The sequence below is a fragment of the Neisseria sp. HMSC074B07 genome (assembly GCF_001810355.1).
In the GTDB taxonomy this organism is placed as follows: domain Bacteria; phylum Pseudomonadota; class Gammaproteobacteria; order Burkholderiales; family Neisseriaceae; genus Neisseria.
This window is the reverse complement of sequence record NZ_KV800921.1, coordinates 24,454-30,453: the sequence shown is the minus strand read 5'-3', so window position 1 is coordinate 30,453 and position 6,000 is coordinate 24,454. Positions and strand designations below refer to the sequence as shown.

Below are 6,000 nucleotides of genomic sequence, written 5' to 3'. Positions count from 1 at the left end.
CCGGACGGGAGAGGGGGGCAGGCTTGCACATAGAGGCATAAATTTCTGCCTGACTACCGTCATTCCCGCGCAGGCGGGAATCCACTTTTAAATCTCGGCAACTGTTTTTCAAACATCAGTTTCTTAGAATTTCCGATGAATTCCCGCCTGCGCGGGAATGACGGCGGCGGTGTGTTTGACGTATTGTGTTCATAAGAAAAGGTCGTCTGAAAACCTTGGAATCGGGTTTTCAGACGACCTTTTGTCTTGGTTTCGGATGTTATTTCTTCAATTCCGCCAAAATCTCGTCAACAGTTTTCTTCGCGTCGCCGAAGCACATCACGCTGTTTTCGTTGAAGAACAGCGGGTTTTGTACGCCTGCGTAGCTGGTATTCATCGAGCGTTTGAAGACGACGACTTCTTTTGCCTTCCACACTTCCAACACGGGCATGCCGGCAATCGGGCTGTTCGGGTCGGTTTGGGCGGCGGGGTTGACGGTGTCGTTCGCGCCGATAACCAGCACTACGTCGGTTTCGGGGAAGTCGTCGTTGATTTCGTCCATTTCCAAAACGATGTCGTAGGGGACTTTGGCTTCGGCGAGCAATACGTTCATATGACCGGGCAGGCGGCCGGCGACGGGGTGGATGCCGAAGCGTACTTCGGTGCCGTTTTTACGCAAAAGCTCGGTGATTTCGGCAACGGGGTATTGCGCCTGCGCCACTGCCATGCCGTAGCCCGGGGTGATGATGACGCTGCTTGCGTTGCGCAGCATTTCGGCAACTTCGGCGGGTTTGGCTTCGCGGTATTCGCCGATTTCTTCGCTGCCTGAGGCTGCGGCGGAACCGTCGGTACCGAAACCGCCTGCAATGACGGAAATGAAAGAGCGGTTCATGGCTTTACACATGATGTAGGACAGAATCGCGCCGCTGGAGCCGACCAGCGCGCCGGTAACGATGAGCAGGTCGTTGGAGAGCATGAAGCCTGCCGCTGCGGCCGCCCAGCCGGAGTAGGAGTTCAGCATGGACACGACTACGGGCATATCCGCGCCGCCGATGGAGGCGACCAAGTGCCAGCCGAATGCGAGGGCGATCAGGGTCATCAGGATGAGGATGAAGCCGCTGCCGTCAACGGATACGAACACCAGCATCAGGATAAAGGATAAAACCAATGCGGTGAGGTTGAGCTTGTGTTTGGCGGGCAGTTGCAGCGGCGCGCTGCTGATTTTGCCGTTGAGCTTGCCGAACGCGACCAGCGAGCCGGTAAAGGTTACGGCGCCGATGAAGATGCCCAAATAGACTTCGACCAGATGGATGGTGTGCATATCGTGCGAAACGTTGCCCGGTGCGATATAGCTGTTGAAGCCGACCAAAACGGCTGCCAAGCCGACGAAGCTGTGCAAAAGCGCAATCAGCTCGGGCATTTCGGTCATTTCTACTTTTTTAGCTTTGTAGATTCCGATGGCGGCGCCAATCAGCATGGCGATGATGATCCAGCCCAGTCCGTGGGTGTTTTCGGAAAACACGGTAACGAACAAGGCGACCGCCATCCCCGCTACGCCGGAATAACAGCCCTGCTTGGCGGTTTCCTGCTTGGACAGCCCCGCCAGCGAGAAGATGAACAGTATCGCGGCTACGATGTACGCCGCTGTAACGAGTCCTGAAGACATGGTGATTCTCCAATTATTTGTGAAAGTAACTGTGTTTTTTAATCGGGTCGTCTGAAAACTGAATTTCGGGTTTTCAGACGACCCTGATGCTTAGTATTTTTCAAAGACGACTATGACAAACTCCCTCCGCACCAGATTGCCGCTTTTACTGACCGCCCAATCACGGCTTCGCTGTTCCCGAATGCAGCGCAACGGCAGGTTTTCCGACAGGGCGCGGATGTCGGCGGCATCATAGAGCGCGAAGCCGTGCGCGGCAAACGGCAGTTTCGCCATAAAGTCTTTTTCGCAGAAATTCAGGCATAGCCGCCCGCCGGATTTCAGCACGCGGCTCAGTTCTGAAAGCGCGCTTGGTGCATCGTCCCAAAAATAGACGGTATTGACGGAAACGATTTTGTCGAAGCTTTCATCGGCAAAAGGCAGCGCGCCGCCGTCGTACAGCCGGTAATCCGCCAGCCCTGCTTCGAGAAACGGGGCATTGAATGCCTGCGCCTGTGCGTGCATTAACGGGGAAATTTCCAAACCTGTGTAATGCAGGTTTTCTGCCTGCGACAAAATGTAGCCGAGCAGCCCGCCGTTGCCGCAACCCGTTTCTAGGATGCGGTCTCCGTTTTGCAGTTGCACCGCTTCAAACGAACCGAGAATCTGTGTCAGGTTGCGCAGGTTCATCATCTGCCCGAACGCTGTTCCCGCTTCGTCATGCGGGCAGCGCAGTTGGGCGGCGGTTTGTTCGGGGGACAGGTTCATAGGGTTCTCCGACTATCGGGGCGGTTAATTCAACGTCGTCTGAAAATCTGGAACTCGGGTTTTCAGACGACCTCTGTATCGGATTTCCTATTCGCCGCCGAATTGTGCCAAAAACTCTTCTTCGGTCAGCTTGGGCGTGTCGTTTGCCAGTTCGTAATACGGGGCTTTGGTGTCGATGAAAATCTGCTCTTCCAATTTGAAATCGGCGTTGTCGGCAAACAGTCCGGCGAAGACGAAATAGCTGTCATTCGGCAGGAAATGGTAGAACAGGTGTGTACCGCAGTTTTTGCAGAACGCGCGTTCCGCCCATTCGGACGAATGGTAGCGGGCGATGTTCTCCCCGCCGTCGATTTTCGGCGGTTTGGCGGCAATCAGCGAAAACGTCGCGCCGCTGCCCCAAATGCGGCACATTGAGCAATGGCAGGCGTGGACGTGTTTGTCGTGTTCCACTTCTAAAGATACGTTGCCGCACAGGCATTTTGCTTTCATGGTCGAAATCCTCATATTCGAAAACTGGCTTCCAGGTCGTCTGAAAACCCGCTGCATTCGTTTTAGCGAAACTCGCTGCACTCGTTTTCAGACGACCCCGCTATCAGACAGCGGCTACAAACAGCCCGATGGTGCAGACAAATCCGCCCGTCCACATTGCCGAACGCAGGCTCGGTTTGTCTTTCAGATAGCTGAAAATATAAGCAATGCGAAAGGCGATGAACGATATGGCCAAAAGGTTGATGGTCGCTTGCGCGGCATTGCCTGTGGCGTGTGCCACCAAAACGGCGGCGGCAAACGGGGCGAATACTTCAAAACCGTTTTGCTGCGCGGCATTGGCGCGCGCCGACAAGCCTTGCGTGCGGGCGAGGAAATCGCGCGGATTTCGGTTGTCTGACGGCTGAAAACCGCCCTGCGCTTTGGCGATGAAGGAACAAAACAGCGGCAGCAGCGATGCGATCAGAATGCACCAATAGGCTAAAGTCATGCTTTACCCTTTCCTAAACATATTCAACATCCGACGCGTTACGAAGAAGCCGCCGAAGATGTTGATGCTGGCAATCAGGATGGCGATGAAGGCCAGCAGGGTAACGAAACCGTTGCCTTGGCTGATTTGCAGCAGCGCGCCGACGACGATGATGCCGGAGATGGCGTTGGTCACGGACATCAGCGGGGTATGCAGCGAGTGGCTGACGTTCCAGACGACGTAGTAGCCGATGACGCAGGCGAGGACGAACACGATAAAGTGGTTCAAGAATGCAGCGGGTGCAACCGCGCCGACCCACAGTACCAATACGGCGGCGATGACGGCGGGCGCAAGTTTTTTCCACAGGGGAACGGGTTTCGGCTCCGGTTTGGCGGCAGGCGCGGCTTTTTCAGACGACGTTTGCTGCGGCTGGGCGGAAACTTGAATCGGCGGAGGCGGGAAGGTGATTTCGCCGTCGCGGGTAACGGTCATGTTGCGGATAATCACGTCTTCAAAGTCCAGCGTGATTTCGCCGTCTTTGTTCGGGCTTAACAGCTTGGTCAGGTTGACCAAGTTGGTGGCGTAAAGCTGGGAAGACTGTCCGGCAAGGCGGTTTGCCATGTCGGTGTAGCCGATGATTTTCACGCCGTTGTCGGTTACGAACAATTCGCCCGGTTTGGTCAGTTCGCAGTTGCCGCCCGTCGCCGCCGCCAAATCGACGATGACGGAGCCGGATTTCATGCTTTCCACCATTTCTTTGGTAATCAGCTTGGGCGCAGGTTTGCCCGGAATGGCGGCGGTGGTGATGATGATGTCCACCTCTTTCGCCTGCTCGGCAAAGAGCTTCATCTCGGCGGCGATAAATTCGTCGCTCATCACTTTAGCGTAGCCGTCGCCGCTGCCGCCCGATTCTTGCGGGAAGTCGAGTTTCAGGAACTTACCGCCCATCGATTCGATTTGTTCCGCCACTTCCAAGCGGGTATCGAACGCGCGCACCACTGCGCCGAGCGAGTTTGCCGTACCGATTGCCGCCAAACCCGCCACACCGGCACCAATCACCAAAACCTGCGCGGGCGGCACTTTGCCGGCGGCAGTAATTTGACCGGTGAAGAAACGGCCGAAAGCATTGGCGGCTTCAATCACGGCGCGGTAGCCGCTGATGTTTGCCATCGAAGACAAAGCGTCCAAAGCCTGCGCGCGGGAAATGCGGGGAACCATGTCCATCGCCAGTGCGTTCACTTTTTTGGCGCGCAAGGCTTCCACCAAAGCCTCGTTTTGGCGCGGCCACAGGAAGCTGACGATGGTCTGCCCTTCTTTGAGCAGCGGCAGCTCGCCTTCGGACGGCGCGTTGACCTTATAAATCAAAGGACAGGCCCAAACCGTCGCTTTGTCGGCAACGGTCGCACCTGCTGTTTGGTAAGCGGCATCGTCCAAACTTGCCGCCAAACCTGCGCCGCTTTCGACAACGGTTTCAAAGCCCAGTTTGCTCAACAGGGCAACGGTGGCAGGCGTACAGGCGACGCGGGTTTCGCCGGATAATGACTCGCGTGGGATACCGATTTTCATCTCTGAATCCTTTTTTAGGTTGTCTGTATATAAATGTTAATATATTCCATATAATCCCCTTATAGCGAATTTTCAGTGGACTGGCAATAGGCAAGCCGACAATTCGGCATTTCCTTCCTGTATTGCCTTACCCATACTGCCATCTGCGTTTGAAATCATTTCCGAAAATACGGCTTGGGTGCCGTAACATTTTTCACTGTTTCACTATATAATCCGCATTTTTTGAGCCACCGCCATGCCGCACGCCCTCGTCCTCCAATTCCCCTCCGCCGAAGCCCTACCTTCCGCCCTCCTCTCCCGCCTGCCCGAGCCTGATTACGCCGATGAAAAGCGTATGCGTTTTATCGTTGAAGAAGGCTTTTCTTTAAGCGGGGCAGACGTGGCGTTGCTGGACAGCCGTCAAATCGACCACGCCGTGTTGCCCGATAGGGCGTTTGGCGAACTCGGGCTGATTGTCAGCGATATGGATTCGACGCTGATTACCATTGAATGCGTCGATGAAATTGCGGCGGGCGTCGGCTTGAAAGACCGCGTGGCGGAAATTACCGAACGCTCGATGCGCGGCGAATTGGATTTCGAGCAGTCTTTGCGCAGCCGCGTCGCCCTGTTGGCGGGATTGAACGAGCGGGTTTTGGCGGAGGTTTATGAAAACGTTTTGCAGCTCTCGCCCGGCGCGGAATTTTTGCTGGACGAATGCAAAGCGCACGGCGTGAAATTCATGCTGGTGTCGGGCGGATTCACGTTTTTCACCGAAAGGCTGCAACAACGCCTCGGCTTCGAATACCAACACGCCAATGTTTTGGAAATTGAAAACGGCAAGCTGACAGGTCGTCTGAAAGGCAGAATCATCGACGCGCAGGCAAAGGCGGATTTATTGCGCGAATACCGCGACCGCCTCGGATTGCAGCCGCATCAGGTTTTGGCGATGGGCGACGGGGCGAACGATATTCCGATGCTCAAAGAAGCCGGCGTAGGCGTAGCTTACCGCGCCAAACCGAAAGCGCAGACAGGCGCCGATGCCTGCATCAACTTCGGCGGGCTGGAGCGCGTCAGGGGTTGGTTTAAATAAACCCGCCGATATCGTTTGCCA

The 6,000-nt window shown here is 55.5% G+C and carries 6 protein-coding genes; 1 reads left to right on the top strand and 5 read right to left on the bottom strand.

Annotated features, from left to right (window positions below):
- Positions 1 to 259: 259 nt before the first annotated feature.
- The 5 genes from pntB to HMPREF2726_RS03785 form a co-directional block, all read right to left on the bottom strand.
- On the bottom strand, positions 260 to 1,645 hold the full coding sequence (pntB, locus tag HMPREF2726_RS03805; protein ID WP_070602236.1) for a Re/Si-specific NAD(P)(+) transhydrogenase subunit beta: 1,386 nt from the start codon (positions 1,643 to 1,645) through the stop codon (positions 260 to 262).
- Between the two features lie 90 nt (positions 1,646 to 1,735).
- On the bottom strand, positions 1,736 to 2,389 hold the full coding sequence (locus tag HMPREF2726_RS03800; protein ID WP_070602235.1) for a class I SAM-dependent methyltransferase: 654 nt from the start codon (positions 2,387 to 2,389) through the stop codon (positions 1,736 to 1,738).
- 87 nt (positions 2,390 to 2,476) lie between these two features.
- Positions 2,477 to 2,878, bottom strand: coding sequence for a GFA family protein (locus tag HMPREF2726_RS03795; protein ID WP_070602233.1), 402 nt, complete (start codon positions 2,876 to 2,878; stop codon positions 2,477 to 2,479).
- Between the two features lie 103 nt (positions 2,879 to 2,981).
- Positions 2,982 to 3,365 carry an MAPEG family protein gene (locus HMPREF2726_RS03790; RefSeq protein ID WP_045073789.1) on the bottom strand — a complete coding sequence of 128 codons (384 nt, stop codon included), beginning with the start codon at positions 3,363 to 3,365 and terminating at the stop codon, positions 2,982 to 2,984.
- Positions 3,366 to 3,368: 3 nt separating this feature from the next.
- A complete protein-coding gene (locus tag HMPREF2726_RS03785) occupies positions 3,369 to 4,910 on the bottom strand; it encodes a Re/Si-specific NAD(P)(+) transhydrogenase subunit alpha (protein ID WP_049226192.1) in 1,542 nt (513 codons plus the stop codon).
- A gap of 235 nt (positions 4,911 to 5,145) precedes the next feature.
- On the opposite strand from HMPREF2726_RS03785, the gene serB reads away from it, so the two are divergent.
- Positions 5,146 to 5,979 carry a phosphoserine phosphatase SerB gene (serB, locus tag HMPREF2726_RS03780; RefSeq protein ID WP_070602232.1) on the top strand — a complete coding sequence of 278 codons (834 nt, stop codon included), beginning with the start codon at positions 5,146 to 5,148 and terminating at the stop codon, positions 5,977 to 5,979.
- Positions 5,980 to 6,000: the final 21 nt, after the last annotated feature.

Bases quoted from the DNA above. Each gene is read 5' to 3' on its own strand.
- pntB (WP_070602236.1), bottom strand. From the start codon at position 1,645: ATGTCTTCAGGACTCGTTACAGCGGCGTACATCGTAGCCGCGATACTG.
- HMPREF2726_RS03800 (WP_070602235.1), bottom strand. From the start codon at position 2,389: ATGAACCTGTCCCCCGAACAAACCGCCGCCCAACTGCGCTGCCCGCAT.
- HMPREF2726_RS03795 (WP_070602233.1), bottom strand. From the start codon at position 2,878: ATGAAAGCAAAATGCCTGTGCGGCAACGTATCTTTAGAAGTGGAACAC.
- HMPREF2726_RS03790 (WP_045073789.1), bottom strand. From the start codon at position 3,365: ATGACTTTAGCCTATTGGTGCATTCTGATCGCATCGCTGCTGCCGCTG.
- HMPREF2726_RS03785 (WP_049226192.1), bottom strand. From the start codon at position 4,910: ATGAAAATCGGTATCCCACGCGAGTCATTATCCGGCGAAACCCGCGTC.
- serB (WP_070602232.1), top strand. From the start codon at position 5,146: ATGCCGCACGCCCTCGTCCTCCAATTCCCCTCCGCCGAAGCCCTACCT.